The organism is Mesorhizobium sp. M4B.F.Ca.ET.089.01.1.1 (genome assembly GCF_004022605.1).
GTDB lineage: Bacteria > Pseudomonadota > Alphaproteobacteria > Rhizobiales > Rhizobiaceae > Mesorhizobium > Mesorhizobium abyssinicae.
In genome coordinates this window covers 1-528 of sequence record NZ_RZOS01001291.1, presented here as the reverse complement: position 1 = coordinate 528, position 528 = coordinate 1, and the positions used below count along the sequence as shown (strand labels likewise).

The window sequence follows — 528 nt, the reverse complement described above, 5'->3', positions numbered from 1 at the left end:
GTCCTGGCCGACCGTCATCCGGTACGCGAATTGAGCGATTGTTCGATTGAACCGGCGAACTTTGTGCTTATCCGTGACGTCGCGGTGCCGTGTCAGGACGCCAAACGGCTGACGCTTGCTTGAACCGCGCACCAGCATGCGGGCGGTCAGGGGAAAGATCAGCTCGATGTCACCGGAGTGATCATAGGGGGTGCGTGCGAGCAGCGGTTCGCGCGGGTCATATGTACACACCGGATTGTCGGAAGTCAGGAATGGGATGTCGGTCTTGTTGTGGAGAACCTCGAAGCCAAGCCGAAAGCAGAGATCGCCGAACGTCTTGAATTCGTCCTCCATCGCGAGCAGTGTTTCATGCGGATTGACGCCGACCGGCACGGTGTCGAACTGACCGGCGTAGCGTTCCAATTCTGGCGGCAGTTTGCCGATTTCCTCGAACACCTTGCATTCGCTTCGCAGCTTAGCCTCCAGCATAAGCGCGATGCGATCTCGGGTCGCCGGAACGCGCGTCCGCATGATCGTTTGCATGCCTTG

1 protein-coding gene is annotated in these 528 nt (G+C 58.9%); it reads right to left on the bottom strand.

The annotated features are described in order from the left end of the window. The coding region (locus EN780_RS37215) for a DUF4238 domain-containing protein (protein WP_245500281.1) at positions 1–510 on the bottom strand (510 nt) is incomplete at its 3' end. Between the last annotated feature and the right edge of the window lie 18 nt (positions 511–528).